The sequence below is a fragment of the Streptomyces sp. NPDC051133 genome, from assembly GCF_040682635.1.
Lineage (GTDB): Bacteria > Actinomycetota > Actinomycetes > Streptomycetales > Streptomycetaceae > Streptomyces.
Window position 1 is genome coordinate 100,659 of sequence record NZ_JBFBBK010000026.1, and the last position, 14,570, is coordinate 115,228.

Sequence of the window (14,570 nt, forward strand, 5' to 3'; positions counted from 1 at the left end):
GCATGCCTCAGATCGAGGAGGCTCAGCCGAAGTATCTCCAGATCGCACACTTCATCCGTGACCAGATCCTTCGAGGGGACCTGCGACCGGGGGACGAGGTTCCCTCGGAACGGCAACTCGCGGCGGACTGGAAGGTGTCCAGGCCGACCGCTGCCCGCTCGTTGGAGGCGCTGAGTCATCAGGGCCTGGTCGAGAAGAGGCAGGGATCGGGTACGTACGTCCGGAGCTTGGAAGTCAACCGGAGGGCGCGAGAGCTGTACGGGCGCGCTCGTCAGACCGGGAAGATCTACACCTCGGGTGAGTACGCGGTCATCACGTCAGCCGGCTGGCTGGAGGCGCCGGACCACGTCGCTGAGGCGCTGGGGCTGACCAAGGACCGGCGGGCCGTGCACCGGCGGCGCGTCACGAACGACCAGGACGGCCCCATCACGCTGTCCACCTCGTGGTTCGCTCCCGAGGTCGGGCAGAAGGCGCCCAAGCTCATGGATCCTGAGCGGATCCAGGAGGGCACCCTCATGTACGTCGAGAACATGACGGGACGTCAAGGCAGCTACGCCGAAGACCGCATGTGCGCCCGCACCGCGACTGACGAGGAAGCGGCTGATCTCCAGCTGGAGCATGGATCCGCCGTCCTGATCGTCCATCACGTCGTCTTCGACCTGCAGGACCGTCCCCTGGAGTTCGCCGAAGCGACGTACCCGCCTCACCGCTGGGCGTTCGAACAGGGCTACCCGCTCACCTGACGGTCGGTCTGATTGCGTCGAACCGCTTGCACCGCGCGAGTGGCTAATGCCACTATCCAGTAAGTGGCTAAGGCCACTTACTGGAAGGGGGCACGGCGTGACGAGTCGGCGGCCTGAACAGGACGCGCACTTAGCTTGCCGGAGTTGCCGGGGGCGCGGTTGGAAGCGCGTCAGCTCGCGTACGACGCTGGCGCTCTCCACCGTCAACGACCGTGCTCGTGCCACATCGAAGCGACGGTGCCTCGACTGCGACGGCACCGGCAAGGAGTGAGCACGGATGGCCTACACGCTGGACCGTGACCCATGCCCGGAGTCACCCCGTCTCGGAGCGATGACCTTGCACCCGACCCCCGAGTCGGTGCCCCGGGCGCGACGCTGGTTCAAGAAATTCATCGCCCCGTACGACCCGGCCTGTTCGGTTGACGACTGCCTGCTGATGATCTCGGAGTTGGTGACCAACGCCATCTTCTACGGCCGGTCGGATGAGCCCTGGCTCGTCCGGGTGGAGTGGTTCCGTGATGGGACCTCGCTTCGGGTCGAAGTCCACAACCCCGGTTTCCCGGCGCACGTGCGGCTGCGCCGGCCGGACGCCACCGAAGCCCACGGACGTGGTCTGCTTCTGGTCGACTCCATCGCCGACTCGTGGCGGTCCGGTCCGAGTGGCTTCGGCGGGACGGTCGTGTCGTTCACGATGGCCGATGCCTGGCCGTCGTGAGAGATGCCCGCCCCTGTCTGTCCTGGCACGGGGAGTGTCGCTAGTCTGGTTGACCAGTTGACTTGGCCAATTTCGATGGGCGGCGTTCATGGCGTATGAGGTGGAGGCACCCAAGTACGTACGCCTCGCGCAGACCATCCAGCGTCGCATCGAGGACGGTACGTATCCGCCCGGCACCCGGGTCCCCAGTGAGAACCAGCTGGTGCAGGCCTTCGGGATGTCCCGCCCGACCGTCGTTCGGGCGCTGGAGCTGCTGAAGCGGGACGGTTGGCTGGAGTCTCGCCAGGGCTACGGCACGATCGTGCGCGGCCGCCCGGCCGCCGTCGAACGGAAGGACCGTAGAGGGCGGGACGTGTTGGAGCGCGACGAGTCGCGCGCTACGGGTCGCCTCGTAGAGGTCGGCGAAGTCTCTGTTCCTGCCCGCGTCGCTTCCGTGCTTGGCCTGCCGAAGCGCGCCAAGGTGCTCATGCGTCGCTTCCTCGTCGAAGAGGACGGCGAAGCCGTCGAGTTGGTCTCGTCCTACTTCCCCGCTGACCTGGTCGACGGCACCGACCTGGCGAGTAGTGACGTCCTGGGCGGCAGTCTCCGTGAGTACGTGGAGGCGCGGAAGAAGGTCCGCTTCGACCATGTGACGGAACGGGTATCGGCCCGACTTCCCGAAGAGGGGGAGGCCGGCCTTCTCGACCTCCCCGAAGGCGTGCCCGTCCTCAGTGTCCTGGTCATCGCCTGTGATGCCTCGGGGCAGGCGTTGCAGGTCTCTGACGTGCTGCTTCCTGCGGACCGGCAGGAACTCGAAGACACCTATCGCTTGAACTGAGCCCGGACGGGGGCTACTTGGCCCCCGTTCTCACTTGACAAGTCAACCTGGCATCCCTAGCTTCGAGCTTGCTAAGTCAACTTGTCAGGTGGCAGGTTGATCGACTTCGAAGGAGAGATTCTCTGTGCGTGTGATCCGCATCGACGCTTCGTCCGCCACGATCCTGCTGACAGAATCCCCCGCGCCGAAGGTGCGCGACCGGCAGACAGGTGAGGTCGCCAAGGACGCCCTTACGAGGGAGGCGCTGATGACCGTCGGCGTCGTCTACATCGACGAGGGCGAGTCGTCACTGATCCAGGTCACCATCCCCGAGAGCGGCGTGACGGATGGCCTGACCGTCGGCGCTCCCGTCGCACTCCCGGGGCTGGTGGCCCGACCCTGGGAAAGTGTGTTCAACGGCCAGCAGCGGCACGGCATCGCCTACCGGGCCACCGCCGTCACGTCGGGCGCCTTCCCGATGGCTCAGGCGGGCTGATCGAGTGACCACGCTGGTGACGGTGTCCGAGCTGGGCGGGTCGCTCGCCACGATAGGCGGTGCGGCCTACGTCCGGCACGCTCATCCGGCGGCGTACTGGTCCACAGTCGGGTTGCCGGTCTCGGTAGCCCGGCTGGTGGCCTCGTACTCCTCGACCATGGACGCGTGCGGTCTGACGGTTGAGCCACCCCGGTGGCGGGCGCTTGCCCTCAAGGCGACCACTCGACGTGAGATCCGGCCCGTCCCGCCCCGCCGGGGCCTGATCCGGCCCACTGCGACCGGTTTGCGGATTCGGCTGCGGCTGGCTCCGGGGCAGGAGCCGGCGGACGTCGCGGCCTCGGCTGAACGGCTCCGGCACGCCTGGGGCGTCCACGCTGTGTACGTCCGCGACATCAAGCCCGGCGTCGTCGAACTCCGGCTCGTCGGCTTTGACGTCCTGCGGAAGGTGCGGATGCCTCGCCGGATCGACGCCGGGTTTCTGCGGGTGCCGGTGGCTCTGCGGGAGGACGCGACAGCGTTCTTACGCGACTACCGAGCCGTACCGCATGAACTCGTCCTCGGGGCCACGCTGTCGGGCAAGTCCATGTTCCTGCGTAACTTGCTCACTGGGTTGGCGACTCAGCACGTGGTCCTGGTCGGCATCGACTGTAAGCGCGGGGTCGAGCTGGCGCCGTTCGCCTCTCGGCTCTCCGCTCTGGCAACCGACCCGGGGCAGGCGGCCGATCTGCTGCCTGTGCTCGTGAAGGAAATGGAGGACCGTTACGACCTGATCAAAGCGCGGCAGGGCATCGCGCCCGGCACTCCGGATGAGTTGATCACGTCGGACGTCTGGGGTCTGCCCGAGAGCGAACGTCCCGCTCCCATAGTCCTGTTCATCGATGAGGTGGCCGAACTCTTCCTCGTCGCCACGCGGAGGGAGGAGGAACGACGGGACGAGATGGTCACTCAGCTCATCCGCCTCGCCCAGCTCGGCCGTGCTGCCGGGATCTATCTGGAGGTGTGCGGACAGCGTTTCGGCGCCGAGTTGGGCAAGGGCGCGACCATGCTCCGCGCGCAGCTCTCCGGGCGCGTCTGCCACCGAGTCAATGACGAAGCCTCCGCCAAGATGGCGTTGGGCGACATCGCCCCTGAGGCACCCATCGCCGCCTGCGCCATCGCCGCAGAAAGCCCCGGCCTGGCCGTCGCCGGAGACACCTCGGGCGGCTGGTCCCGCATCCGTACCCCGTACCTGTCTCTCGCCGATGCTGCGGCCGCATGCCGCAAGTCGGCGCACCTCGTCCCTGACGTACCTGCGCTGACGTCCTTCCGGCCGTAGGTCCCGCTCACACCCGTAGCGGCCTCTGGCCGACCACCGCCCCTCATTCGGTCCCGAGAAGCCCACGCACCCCACGGCCGGCGCGGCCGTCCCGCGCCAGGTCCCTACCCCCGCCATGCCTGAAGAAGGGAGAGCAACCGACATGCGCCCCCTGTGCGAGGACGACGACCGCGACTACTCCGGAAAGGCGCCCTGATGGCCCGGTTCGCTCTACGCGTTGACGCGGTCTTGGTCCAGGCCGTCATCGCCGGTGCCCTGTCCTTCGCCCATCTCCATGACCTCGCTGCCGCCGCCGGACAGGCCGGGTGGAAGGCCTGGGCCTACCCGATCAGCGTTGACCTGCTCCTGGTCGCCGCCTGGCGGCGGCTCCGGTCCGGCGGGACGAAAGCGGCGGCCTGGTGCTGGTTCGTCGTCGCGCTGACCGCGTCGCTCGGCGCCAATGTCGCCACGGCCGGACTCCTCGACCTGGCGGTCGTACCGGCCTGGCTGCGCATCCTCGTCGCCGGATGGCCGGCCGTCGCCTTCCTCGGCGGCACCCTGCTCGTCCACGGCTCCCCGAAGCCCGAAGAGACACCGGGCCAGGGCGAGAGCACGGTCCCGGCTGCTTCCTCGGCCCCTGAACTGCCCGCTGCGGAACCCGTACCGGCTCCGCCCTCGACAGCTGCCGTCCCGCCCGCCCTCGTCCCCCTGGCCCGCAAGGTCGCCGACGAACACCGCGCACGGACCGGTACCGCAATCGACACCTCGACCCTTCGCGCCCGGCTCGGCGTCCCGCTGCCACTGGCCGAAGCCATTGCATCCCAACTCGCCTGACTCGGAGGAACCCCCCTTCATGCGTCCGTCCACGCTCCGCGCGCTGCAACGCGCCGCCGAGCTGACCCGCCAGAACCGACTCACCGAAGCCGTCCTGATCGCCGAGCCAGTGATCCTCACCGCCGACAGCTACGAGGGCGACGAGATCTTGCACTGGCTTGCCGAGCACGTCACTGACTTCACCGGCGAGACCGACGAGGAGATCCGCTAATGCCGCCCAACCGCCGTTTCCGCAAGGTCGTCCGCATCGGCCCCGTCCAAGTCGCCACGTACTACGACGGCCGCGGTCGCGAGAAGCACACCGCCGCCTGCACTGCTCCGCGCTGTGGCTTCTCAACCGACTACGACAGCCGCGCCGCCGCCGAGCTGGCCGCCCGCACGCACCGCTGCGCCGTCCGCTGAGGAGAGCCCGTGACCGTCTCACTGCCGCTCGTCTTCGTCCTCGGCGTCATCGCCTGGGCGGCGATCAAGTTCCTCGGCGTCCGCCTCTGGGTCGCCGTCGTGATCGCCCTGTTCGGCTTCTGGCTCTCCCACACCTTCCTCGCCCCTGCCATCGAGTCCGGCACCCGTTCCGGGGTCGGCGTCGTCAATGGCACCCACAAGTGACAAGGAGGTCCGCCATGCTCCGCCCCAAGCTGCCCGACATTCCGACACTGCCGACCACGACGGTCACGCCTCAGCAAGTACAGGCTCCGGCTCCCTCCGCCAGCCGTCCCGTGGCCCCGTACGTGGGCGTCGGTGTCGGCGCGGTCGCCGCCGTGGTCGTCGTCGGCATCGTGCTGACCGCGCTCCTGGCCGCGGTCGCGATCTCCGCCGTGTCCGTGGCCATCGCCGCCGTGGTCCTGCGCTCTCTCGTCGCCAACGCGCACAAGCACTGACCGGCCTCCGGGGCGGCAGCAACGCCGCCAAGCATCCCGTCGCCCCGGGGCCGTCCCTTCCCGACCGCAGAAACAGCCGAAAGGAACTCCCATCATCACCCGGCAGACTCCGCCACCGCTGGCGGAACTCTCCATGCTGGCTTCGCTCGGCACCATGCCCGAGCTGGGCCGCCAACTCTCCGGACTGGGTGGCTGCACCAACCCCGTACGCCTCGACGGCCACCGCACCGAATACGAGGTCAATCCGACCACTGGCGAGATCGGCCGAGTCCTGCATCACCTCGACTCCGGCTCGCTCCCCGCCGGCCAGCTCCTCGTCCGCTGCAACAACCGCCGCGCGACCCGCTGCGCGGCCTGTGCCGAAACCTACCGCCGCGACACCTACCACCTGATCACTGCCGGACTCCGCGGCGGCAAGGGCACGCCGGAACAGGTCGGAACTCACCCACGGGTCTTCGCCACCTTCACCGCCCCCAGCTTTGGCCCGGTCCACAACCGCCCCTCCGGTGGGCGGGACTGCCGCTGCGGCATCCGGCATGCCGAGACGGACCCGGCCCTGGGTTCGCCGCTCGACCACGACACCTACGACTACGAAGCGGCCGTGCTCTGGAACGCGCACGCCGGGGCCCTGTGGCAGCGCTTCTCGATCTACCTCCGCCGCGAGGTCGCCAGGCGGGCCGGGCTCACTCAACGCGCCTTCCGTCACCATGCGCGCATCTCGTTCGCCAAGGTCGCGGAGTACCAGAAGCGGGGAGCCGTCCATTTCCATGCGGTCATCCGCCTCGACGGTCCGGAGGGCGGCGACACGGCCCCGCCGGCCTGGGCTACCAGCGAGCTGCTGACTGACGCCATCCGTGCGGCGGCCTCTGCTGCACACATCGACGGACCGAGGATGGACGGCCGGTCGCACGCGTTCGTCTTCGGCCGTCAGCTCGACGTCCGCCCCATCCGTTCCGCCGACTTCGACGACGGCCAGGAGCTGACGGAGCGGGCCGTAGCGGCGTACATCGCGAAGTACGCCACTAAGGGCGCCGAGACGGCGACCGGCACCCTGGACCGGCCGCTCAGGTTCCTCGCCGAGCTGGCCCAAGCCCGAATCACGGACCACGCCCGACGCCTCATCCGTACGGCCTGGACCCTCGGCGCGCGGCCCGATCTGGCCGACCTCCGCCTGCGGGCCTGGGCACACATGCTCGGCTTCCGCGGCCATTTCTCCACCAAGTCCCGGCGCTACTCCACCACCCTCGGTGCACTCCGTGACGCGCGCGCCGACTGGCGCCGGGCGCAAGCGGCTCCACCAGTCCCGCAGGACGGCGAGACCACGCTCGTCCTCGCTCACTGGGTCTTCGCCGGTACCGGCCTGTCCAGCGCCGAAGCCTGGCTCGCCGCATCCCTCGAACCTGCTCCCGGAACGGAAGGAGAGCCGACATGGAAGGTCGTCGCGACGAGCTGATGACTGTGCGCCAGGTCTTGGACGAGCTGGGCGGCGTTTCTCGCCGGACGTTCTATCGCTGGCGTGAGCTGGGGGAGGGGCCGGCCGCGTTCAAGCTCCCCAACGGTGAGCTGCGTATCTGGCGCAGCGATTTCGCCTCGTGGCTTCGGGAATTGGAGGCGGCTGCGTGAAGTCTCTCGACGTCAAGGTCTGGGGTGTACGCAAGCGGGACACCAAGACACCCTCGTACGGAGTCCGCTGGTCTGTCGGGGGGAACGTCTTCTCGGACTCATTCCGTACCAAGGCACTCGCTGATCACTACCGAGCGAAGCTCATGAGTGCTATGCGGGGCGGCGAAGAGTTCGATACGGAGACTGGTCTCCCGGCCTCGATGGAGCAGAAGAAGTCCCCTCTGTCGTGGTACGCCTTTGCGCTCAAGTACATGGCGATGAAGTGGCCCCATGCTGCACCGAATACGCGATATGGGATCAACGAATCTCTGACGAGCGTGACCATGGAACTACTCATGGAGCGCGCTGGACGGCCGTCCGACGAGGAGATCCGCAGGGCGTTACGCAATTGGGCCTTCGTGCTGCCGGGGCCGAACGATCGAGAAGTCCCGGATGACATCCAGAACGTTCTTCACTGGGTGGCGAAGGCGTCCCGGCCGCTGGCGGACCTCGCTGAACCGGCAACGGCCCGTGCCGTGCTCGATGGGCTGAAGCTCAAGCTCGACGGGGCCGCGGCAGCCGCTGAGACCGTACGGCGGAAGCGGCGGACCCTCGTCAACGCTGCGAACTACGCGGTCGACCTGGGGGAGCTGCGTGAGAACCCGATCACGGCCGTCCGCTGGCAGAAGCCCAAGGTCTCGAACCAGGTCGATCCGCGCGTCGTCGCCAACCCGGAGCAGGCTCGCAATCTCCTGGCGGCGGTGAGCTACGTGGGCGGCTACCGCCGTGCTCGCGGCCGGCGCCTCGTCGGGCTGTTCGCGGCAATGTACTTCGGTGGTCTGCGCCCTGCTGAGGCGGTCGGCCTGGTGGAGACGGACCTCGTTCTCCCCGGACAGGGCTGGGGAACGGCACTACTCCACCGGACTCGCCCGTCGGTCGGCAAGCGGTGGACCGACTCGGGGGAGACCCACGACGACCGCGGGCTCAAGAATCGACCGACCGAGGATGTTCGGCGTGTGCCCATTCCGCCCCAGCTCGTCGCAGTACTGCGCGATCACCTGGACACATTCGGCACGGCGGAAGACGGGCGGCTCTTCTTCAGCGAGAAAGGCTCGGTCGTCCCGTCCTCGACGTACTACCGGGTGTGGCAGGAGGCCCGGCTTATGGCGCTCCCGCCGGCCGTCGCGGCCTCGCCGCTCGCGAGTAGGCCGTACGACCTTCGGCACTCGGCGCTGTCGACGTGGCTGAATGCCGGAGTGGATCCCACCGAAGTTGCCGAGCGCGCCGGCAACAGCGTTGAGGTCCTGCTGACCCGCTACGCGAAGTGCCTCGACGGACGGCAGGACGTCGCCAACCGGCGCATCGAGGATCTGCTCCGCGAGTACGAGTGAGACAACCTGCACCCAACACCGAGGCCCTAGGCATGCTGCCTGGGGCCTCCCTCGTTGCCTGCCTTAACTGCGGCGACGCGTCAACCAGAAAGTGCGAGCTGAGCCCCGCCGCTCGCCCTGCGGTCCTTTGGCTGTCTATGGGCTGCCCCGTAACCCTCCTGGGTAGGGAGGTTTCGTTGGATTTGGTGACCCGGCGTTGGTCACGGCGCTGCGTGCCGGAGGCCTCCAGCCACTCGTCCACCACACCCTGGGACTCGTTCAGAGCCGGATCGCTAGATAGGGCCTGTCCGGCCGATCATGTGCAGAGTCACATGGCCGTCGCTGCTGCGATGGCGGTGATGGATGTGTGGACGGTTAGGGAACGCGGTATGTCGCGTTTCCCTGCAGGAATCGCGCACGGGAACAGCTGTTCCTAGACTGATTGACGTGGTCAGCAGGCAAGGATTGCCGAACGACTGGCCATTACAGGAATTTTTTGATCCGCAGAGTATCAACGAGGCGATCAGGCATGACCTATGACATGCAAGTTTCGGGAATCGATACGTGGGACGAGCTCGTGCGAAAGGACTTGGGAATTGTGATTGATCCGCTTGTCTTCCGTCTCGGGCAGTTCTTCCTCGCAGGCAAACCAAATGACGACTCCGTGGCGGCTGAGCGCTGGGGAGCGATTGAGGCCGACATCGGCGCTCTGGTGAGCTTCTTCGACCTGGTCGTGATGCACAAACAAATGCCAGCGTTCAACTACTATGCAACGTTCGACCAATGGAGCGACCTCCGCGACTCTCTGGGGGAGCTCCTTAACACGCATGGCGATAAGACCCTGGTACATGTGGACGTCGAGTTTGGCATGTACCGGGAAGTGAAGAAAGCTGCTATCTATCAGCTCAGCAACCGGCTTGCTGCAGGGCCCTTGGTGCATGAGTCGGTCGGCCAAGAGATCCTCTCCACGCTTGCGGCGGTCCAGTACGAGTGGGAGCCCAGTCTGGAGGAATTGGAGGAGCAGCTAGCCAGCGACGCCGATCAGGTCAAGATCGCGCGGTTCTTGATCGGACAGTTGGTCTTCGCGGGTTACGCGCAGCTGACGGGGGCACCTCAGGTCCTCGCCCCGAAGCGCAGCAGGATGTTGACCGCTGTCGGTCTCGGATCCGAGGATGCGAGGCCGTCCGCGGAGGCTGCGATCTATGACGAGCTGAGTCGGCGATTCCGCGAAGCGGGGGAAGGCTGGCGTGACACAGAGTTGCCTTGGACGCCGTCGTTCCTGCCCTTCCTGCTGAAGGACATAAAGCGGTTTGAGGAAGGCCCGGACGTCCTGCTTGATCACGCCAAGGAACTGCGGGACAAGAAGGCGATCCAGCGCTACCGCAGGCTCCGGGAGACGGTTTCCGAGGAGGCGGAGGACTCCGCCGACGCACGCAAGGAGCTGAGCGCCGCGGCCGACGCAGTGGCGAAGTCGTTGGACTCGACGCGTGAGGAGATGCACCTCCTGCAACACATTGCGGTCGATGTGTTGCCACAGGCCGTGGGAGGCGCGGTGGGAGGCGTGACGGCGGGTCCGCTGGGCGCCGTTGCTGGCGGGCTTGTTGGGCTCGTCGGTAAAGAGGTGCTCAAGGGGGTGAACGGCCGGCTGTGGGGGTGGGTCATCGACCAGTTGCCGTATAGCAGCGCGCGCAAGTTGCTGGCCCGGTCGGCGAAAGCGGAGCATGACTTGGGGGCACAGTTGGTGCCACAGCTCAGAACGGTATGGGAGACGGGGCGGGGGCGAGCTGAGCTTCGCACGCGGCAGTAACGGCAACGGACTGTGCCGTGAATCAAGGTCTTGCCCGGTGGATTCACGCGACTACTTCGCCGGATCTTTGATGTGGACGTGGGGCGGGGCCCCGTGCAGCAGCAACGATCCGAGCGCAGGGCAGTCACACGATGGGCCGGACAGGCCCTAGCAGACTGAGGCCCGGACTCGTTCAAGAAATGTGTGAAATCCCCACTGGCGCCTTACCAGGGCCGGTATTGGCGCATTCGCCGGTACCAAGCGCGTTGGCGATGCTGTACGCGGTCTGCATGTCGGCGTTGAGGTGGTCGATGGCCTTGTTCGTGGTGGTGATCGCGGTGGTGATGTGTGCTTCCGCTGTGGCAATGACGGTGCCGGCACCGGACAGCGTGGGTAGTCCGTCAGCAGTGAGGGCTGTCTGCGCGTTCTTGAGAGCGGTGATCTGAGATCGGAGCCCAGTGATTGCCTGCTTCTCTTGATCTACGTCATAGCTGCCCGTGACAGTCACGTCGTACCCGACGACGTTCTCGGCGTCGTAGCCGACTACGTTCTCCACGTTGTAGCAGTCTTCGCCATTTCCGCCCTTGGCGTCTTTCCGTTCCTGCGCGAGGTCCTTGTCGGCTGTCCCGACGTCGCTGCGCACCGACTTGGCGTTGGTGAATGAGCTGTTGGAGCCCTGAAGCGCTGTGAGCGCGTCCTGCGCCGTTTGCTGGTCCGCCGCCTGCGCACTGGCCTGAGCGCTTGCACGAACCGTCGCCTGGTCCTGCTGCTGCGCGGTCCGCTCCGCCTGCGCGTTTTCAGTCCAGCCGCCTTGGAGTAGGGCGCTACACACGCTCTGCCCGAATATCTGGCCGTTGGTGTCGCGGACCACAACCACGACGTCGTTCTTCTGCGCAGCGCAGACCGCGGGTACGAGACCCTGCACGGCAACGGCTTGCCTGGTCCAGAACTCTCCACCCGTGGACAGGGAAGAGGCGAGGCTGCCGCACTCGGCCGCCGGATTGGACCCCCCGCTGCTGTGTACCTCGGCACGGGCGGCGTGCCCGTATAGGTAGATCGTGCAGACACCACCACCGTCACCTGCTGCTGTCGGCGTTGCGCTGCTCGTGGCTGACGGCGGTGAGGGGGCCGATCGGACGCCAGGCGCAGCAGATGGCTTGTGAGGAGACGCGCAGGCGGCGAGAGGTAGACAGGAGAGTAGAGCGATGGCCGAGACGGTGCGGCGCACGATTCCCCTCAGGAGTGGCAGGAGTTGGTGGGGATACTGTGACAGTCGTGCGGGGCATGTGTGCTGTTGTTGCCGGAACGCGAGGAAGCCCGCCCTACCGATGGAAGGGGCGGGCCCCGAGTACGTCGACCACCTGGGACGACTGAGGAAGCACTGCAGTGTCTCGGACGCGCAGCCGGTCGCGCTCACTACCTCGACTCAATACGGCACGGACAACCGGGCACTATGCCGGGATCCTGTCCAAGCGGACGCCGATGAGGTCCATAGTCGGCAAGGGCGAGAGGCGAGAGCACAGGGGGGGCTTTGTGGAGCTGCACATCACGCGCTGGAAGCGGTACGGACATGATCGTCTGTACGCCAATCTGCCGGACGGCACCGCGGTCGGCTGGGCGGACGTCAGGACAGGGGACATCACGGTCATGAGGGCCGAGTATCACCACGACGTGCTCGCCGTGCTGAAGCAGCACTTACAGGACCTCACCGAGACGGTTCCGCCAGATAGGACGCCCGAGGCTGAAGTGCGTCCGATACTGCCGCCTCTGACGCCGGCCGACGACCTGGCCGTCAACCCTCCCGGGCAGTCCTTGCGTGATCTGCTCGATGAATCCGGCCCGGGGCTATTGGAGCGAGTGGTCTCACGGCTTCTTCGGCGACCCACGGAGTGGGACTCCTGGCGAAAAGGATTAGCGGGGGAGCGGCGAGTGGGAGTCGAGTTGAACCGCTTAGGGCGCCGCGGTTGGCACGTCTTGCACTCCATCCCCTTGGCTAACAAAGTGGACATCGATCACTTACTCATCGGGCTTGGTGGGGTGTTTAGCATCAACACGAAGTACCACCACAAGAGGGCCGTATGGGTCGGGGATGATTCCGTGAAAGTCGATCACGGAAAACCGGCGCCCTACGCGCGCAAGAGCCGGGCGGAGGCCAAGCGAGTAATGCGAGTACTTGAGCACTACTGCGGCTTTCCCGTGCCAGTGGAGCCAGTGCTCGTCTTTGTCGGCGTAACTGATCTGAAGGTGGTCGCCACACAGCTCAGCGTGCGCGTGTACCAGGAGCGTCAGGTGGCGGCACTGGCGCCGCTCTCGGGGGTGCTGACGGCTGAGCAGGTTGAGCAGGTGTACGCCGTCGCTCGCCATCGCCAGGCTTGGAGTCGGGCCTAAGCCGGTGCGTCTCAGCAAAGTGCCGGCCTCCCCGGTGGCCTCCAGGCTGTGACCGTTGTCGGGGCGGGGTGCCCTGTCAGTGCCGTCTCCTACGCTCCGCTCTTGAACATGCAGTTCGAATGGAGAGGGGACGCGGATGGGTGGCAATGCATGGACTCATACGGGCCCGTATCAGCGTGATTTGGCGGCCGCGTTCCGGCAGGAGCAGGAAGACGAGCTGGCGCGGGACAACCACGGCTTCGAGGGGCGGTCCGTCGAGGAACTGTGGCACCACCCGGAGTGGCAGGAGTACATCTTCACCGGCGGCACGGGCTCCGTGCTGGACTTCCCTTGCGTGATCGAGGCCGCGGACACCGATGACGGTCCGTTCATGCGGCCGCTGACCGATGACGAGGTGCGCGCGTGGGCTCCTCACGGCCGGCCCACTTACGAGGAGTGGGACGCCGCACTCGACTCCGAGCGGCTGGACTTCCCAGACCGTGCCCGGGGGAACTGCACAGTGCTCTACCGCGACGGTAGGCCCGCGCAGATCGCCTACTGGGGCGTCACCGCCGACTAGGGGGAGTCGGCACCGCCTTGCGATGTGGCCCATACCTGTCCCGGGGCCGGGGCCACATCGTTTTGCGAGGCTCACCTGCGGTAACGCCTCAAGATCCCGTCCACGCCTCGTCCACAGACCCCGGCATACGGCCGCTTCGGCCCGCACACGCCTGCACATACGCGAAGACCCCGTCCTCAGCGTTCTCGCTGGTGGCGGGGTCTTTGGGCACCTTCTTCGAGGTGCCCCCGGCAGGATTCGAACCTGCGCACACGGCTCCGGAGGCCGTTGCTCTATCCCCTGAGCTACGGGGGCGTGTCGGTGGGGGGCTCTGCGCTCCCTGGCGACGGGTAGAACACTAGCAGGTCCGGCGTGGTGATCAGGAATCCGTTTCCCCGGGTCGGGTGGGGTGGGTCCCCTGTAGGGGGCGGAAGTGGGGAAAACCCGGACGCGGTGGCCGGTGCGCGCCTACTCTCGAGTTGTGCCAGGCGCTTCGGGCCGGGTGCTTGTTGTGGACGACAACAAGGTCATCCGGCAGTTGATCAGGGTCAACCTCGAGCTGGAAGGGCTTGAGGTCGTGACCGCGGCCGATGGTGCCGAGTGTCTGGATGTCGTGCACCAGGTGCGGCCCGACGTCGTGACGCTCGACGTGGTCATGCCGCGGCTCGACGGGCTGCGTACCGCCGCGCGGCTCCGCGCCGACCCCCGTACGCACCATCTGCCCCTCGCCATCATCAGCGCGTGCACGCAGTTCGAGGTCGAGACCGGCCTCGACGTCGGCGTAGACGCCTTCCTCGCCAAGCCCTTCGAACCCGCCGAACTCGTCCAGCTCGTCAAGCACTTGATCGAGCGTGGGGGAGAGGGAAGGGAGCAGCACGGGCAGAGGGCGCGTGGGGAGTCCGGTGGTGAGCCGGGTGGTCAGCCGGGTGGTGAGAGCGACGGGGATGACGACCCCGTCGCTGATGAGATCGCCGGCCCCGTCGCCGATGAGATCGCCGACGGTGTCTCCGGTGGGATCAGCTCCTTCAATAATTAGGTTCGGCGGTCAGGTGCGGTGGGCAGGTCCGTCCCGTGGTGCTGGCGTGGCCGTATCGAGGTCATGGGTGAGGTGACCCGCCTCCGTGCCGGCT

The 14,570-nt window shown here is 66.8% G+C and carries 18 protein-coding genes and 1 tRNA gene; 17 read left to right on the forward strand and 2 right to left on the reverse strand.

Annotated features, from left to right (window positions below; all coding sequences use genetic code 11):
* The first annotated feature begins 2 nt into the window (after positions 1-2).
* The 14 genes from AB0N17_RS26010 (at position 3) to AB0N17_RS26075 (ending at position 10,535) form a co-directional block, all read left to right on the forward strand.
* Complete coding sequence (locus AB0N17_RS26010; protein ID WP_366013893.1) at positions 3-743, forward strand: GntR family transcriptional regulator; 741 nt, start codon at positions 3-5, stop codon at positions 741-743.
* A gap of 277 nt (positions 744-1,020) precedes the next feature.
* On the forward strand, positions 1,021-1,458 hold the full coding sequence (locus tag AB0N17_RS26015) for an ATP-binding protein (RefSeq protein WP_366013894.1): 438 nt from the start codon (positions 1,021-1,023) through the stop codon (positions 1,456-1,458).
* Positions 1,459-1,546: 88 nt separating this feature from the next.
* Positions 1,547-2,275: a GntR family transcriptional regulator gene (locus AB0N17_RS26020; RefSeq protein ID WP_366013895.1), complete on the forward strand. Its 729-nt coding sequence runs from the start codon at positions 1,547-1,549 to the stop codon at positions 2,273-2,275.
* A gap of 124 nt (positions 2,276-2,399) precedes the next feature.
* Positions 2,400-2,750, forward strand: coding sequence for a hypothetical protein (locus tag AB0N17_RS26025; protein WP_366013896.1), 351 nt, complete (start codon positions 2,400-2,402; stop codon positions 2,748-2,750).
* A 4-nt stretch (positions 2,751-2,754) separates the two neighbouring features.
* A complete protein-coding gene (locus tag AB0N17_RS26030; protein WP_366013897.1) occupies positions 2,755-4,065 on the forward strand; it encodes an FtsK/SpoIIIE domain-containing protein in 1,311 nt (436 codons plus the stop codon).
* Positions 4,066-4,260: 195 nt separating this feature from the next.
* Positions 4,261-4,878: a DUF2637 domain-containing protein gene (locus AB0N17_RS26035; protein WP_366013898.1), complete on the forward strand. Its 618-nt coding sequence runs from the start codon at positions 4,261-4,263 to the stop codon at positions 4,876-4,878.
* Positions 4,879-4,897: 19 nt separating this feature from the next.
* On the forward strand, positions 4,898-5,089 hold the full coding sequence (locus AB0N17_RS26040; RefSeq protein WP_366013899.1) for a hypothetical protein: 192 nt from the start codon (positions 4,898-4,900) through the stop codon (positions 5,087-5,089).
* On the forward strand, positions 5,089-5,280 hold the full coding sequence (locus AB0N17_RS26045; protein ID WP_366013900.1) for a mobile element transfer protein: 192 nt from the start codon (positions 5,089-5,091) through the stop codon (positions 5,278-5,280). The genes AB0N17_RS26040 and AB0N17_RS26045 overlap by 1 nt, the downstream gene beginning before the upstream one ends.
* A 9-nt stretch (positions 5,281-5,289) precedes the next feature.
* The gene (locus AB0N17_RS26050) at positions 5,290-5,484 is read left to right on the forward strand and encodes a hypothetical protein (RefSeq protein ID WP_154823309.1); all 195 of its coding nucleotides are present in this window, start codon (positions 5,290-5,292) and stop codon (positions 5,482-5,484) included.
* Positions 5,485-5,498: 14 nt separating this feature from the next.
* Positions 5,499-5,756 (forward strand): SpdD protein, encoded by a 258-nt coding sequence (locus AB0N17_RS26055; protein WP_366013901.1) that lies wholly within the window; start codon positions 5,499-5,501, stop codon positions 5,754-5,756.
* Positions 5,757-5,889: 133 nt separating this feature from the next.
* The gene (locus AB0N17_RS26060; RefSeq protein WP_366013902.1) at positions 5,890-7,209 is read left to right on the forward strand and encodes a replication initiator; all 1,320 of its coding nucleotides are present in this window, start codon (positions 5,890-5,892) and stop codon (positions 7,207-7,209) included.
* Positions 7,185-7,379, forward strand: a complete 195-nt coding sequence (locus AB0N17_RS26065) for a helix-turn-helix domain-containing protein (RefSeq protein WP_366013903.1) — start codon at positions 7,185-7,187, stop codon at positions 7,377-7,379. The genes AB0N17_RS26060 and AB0N17_RS26065 overlap by 25 nt, the downstream gene beginning before the upstream one ends.
* Positions 7,376-8,749: a site-specific integrase gene (locus AB0N17_RS26070; RefSeq protein WP_366013904.1), complete on the forward strand. Its 1,374-nt coding sequence runs from the start codon at positions 7,376-7,378 to the stop codon at positions 8,747-8,749. Before AB0N17_RS26065 ends, AB0N17_RS26070 begins: the two co-directional genes overlap by 4 nt.
* Positions 8,750-9,257: 508 nt before the next feature.
* Positions 9,258-10,535: a hypothetical protein gene (locus AB0N17_RS26075; RefSeq protein ID WP_366013905.1), complete on the forward strand. Its 1,278-nt coding sequence runs from the start codon at positions 9,258-9,260 to the stop codon at positions 10,533-10,535.
* Between the two features lie 172 nt (positions 10,536-10,707).
* On the opposite strand, the gene AB0N17_RS26080 is transcribed toward AB0N17_RS26075, so the two are convergent.
* The gene (locus AB0N17_RS26080) at positions 10,708-11,439 is read right to left on the reverse strand and encodes a hypothetical protein (RefSeq protein WP_366013906.1); all 732 of its coding nucleotides are present in this window, start codon (positions 11,437-11,439) and stop codon (positions 10,708-10,710) included.
* Positions 11,440-11,996: 557 nt separating this feature from the next.
* Between AB0N17_RS26080 and AB0N17_RS26085 the strand changes: the two genes are divergently transcribed.
* Complete coding sequence (locus tag AB0N17_RS26085; RefSeq protein ID WP_366013907.1) at positions 11,997-12,902, forward strand: nuclease-related domain-containing protein; 906 nt, start codon at positions 11,997-11,999, stop codon at positions 12,900-12,902.
* Between the two features lie 181 nt (positions 12,903-13,083).
* On the forward strand, positions 13,084-13,461 hold the full coding sequence (locus AB0N17_RS26090) for a hypothetical protein (protein ID WP_366013908.1): 378 nt from the start codon (positions 13,084-13,086) through the stop codon (positions 13,459-13,461).
* 222 nt (positions 13,462-13,683) lie between these two features.
* Here AB0N17_RS26090 and AB0N17_RS26095 read toward each other — a convergent pair.
* Positions 13,684-13,755, reverse strand: a tRNA-Arg gene (locus tag AB0N17_RS26095).
* Between the two features lie 166 nt (positions 13,756-13,921).
* On the opposite strand from AB0N17_RS26095, the gene AB0N17_RS26100 reads away from it, so the two are divergent.
* Complete coding sequence (locus AB0N17_RS26100; protein WP_366013909.1) at positions 13,922-14,476, forward strand: response regulator; 555 nt, start codon at positions 13,922-13,924, stop codon at positions 14,474-14,476.
* Positions 14,477-14,570 lie beyond the last annotated feature (94 nt).

Coding starts and splice junctions, on each gene's coding strand:
- AB0N17_RS26085 (WP_366013907.1), top strand. CDS start 11,997: ATGAGGTCCATAGTCGGCAAGGGCGAGAGGCGAGAGCACAGGGGGGGC.
- AB0N17_RS26075 (WP_366013905.1), top strand. CDS start 9,258: ATGACCTATGACATGCAAGTTTCGGGAATCGATACGTGGGACGAGCTC.
- AB0N17_RS26020 (WP_366013895.1), top strand. CDS start 1,547: ATGGCGTATGAGGTGGAGGCACCCAAGTACGTACGCCTCGCGCAGACC.
- AB0N17_RS26065 (WP_366013903.1), top strand. CDS start 7,185: ATGGAAGGTCGTCGCGACGAGCTGATGACTGTGCGCCAGGTCTTGGAC.
- AB0N17_RS26040 (WP_366013899.1), top strand. CDS start 4,898: ATGCGTCCGTCCACGCTCCGCGCGCTGCAACGCGCCGCCGAGCTGACC.
- AB0N17_RS26035 (WP_366013898.1), top strand. CDS start 4,261: ATGGCCCGGTTCGCTCTACGCGTTGACGCGGTCTTGGTCCAGGCCGTC.
- AB0N17_RS26045 (WP_366013900.1), top strand. CDS start 5,089: ATGCCGCCCAACCGCCGTTTCCGCAAGGTCGTCCGCATCGGCCCCGTC.
- AB0N17_RS26055 (WP_366013901.1), top strand. CDS start 5,499: ATGCTCCGCCCCAAGCTGCCCGACATTCCGACACTGCCGACCACGACG.
- AB0N17_RS26060 (WP_366013902.1), top strand. CDS start 5,890: ATGCTGGCTTCGCTCGGCACCATGCCCGAGCTGGGCCGCCAACTCTCC.
- AB0N17_RS26015 (WP_366013894.1), top strand. CDS start 1,021: ATGGCCTACACGCTGGACCGTGACCCATGCCCGGAGTCACCCCGTCTC.
- AB0N17_RS26010 (WP_366013893.1), top strand. CDS start 3: ATGCCTCAGATCGAGGAGGCTCAGCCGAAGTATCTCCAGATCGCACAC.